We start from the raw sequence: 361 nt of genomic DNA on the forward strand, positions 1-361 counted from the left end.
CACTTGGTACCGGCAGTTCAACGCCTGAACCGGCTTGTGCCGCGGACCGAGGCTTGCTTATGCTGCGGCTGGAAGTCCGAACTGAGAGGCAAGAATGTCCGAAATACCACGCGTCAGGCTGCCGGATGGTCGCGAGGTYGCAGCCCTTGGCCAGGGCACCTGGAATATGGGCGAGCGCAAGGCCGATGCCGCGCGCGAGATCGACAGCCTCAAGGCCGGCATCGACCTCGGCATGACGCTGATCGACACCGCCGAAATGTATGCCGAGGGCGGCGCAGAGGAGATCGTCGGCGAGGCGATCCGGGGGCGGCGTCCGGATGTCTTCCTGGTCAGCAAGGTCTATCCCTGGAATGCCCGCCGC

Annotated in this window: 1 protein-coding gene; it reads left to right on the forward strand. The window is 65.0% G+C overall.

Features of this window, described 5'->3' with window-relative positions; all coding sequences use genetic code 11:
* Positions 1 to 94 precede the first annotated feature (94 nt).
* Positions 95 to 361, forward strand: a 267-nt coding sequence (locus AC1D0P_RS32385; protein WP_477680463.1) for an aldo/keto reductase, incomplete at its 3' end; no start/stop codon positions are given.

It is taken from the genome of Polaromonas sp. P1_G2 (assembly GCF_056405515.1).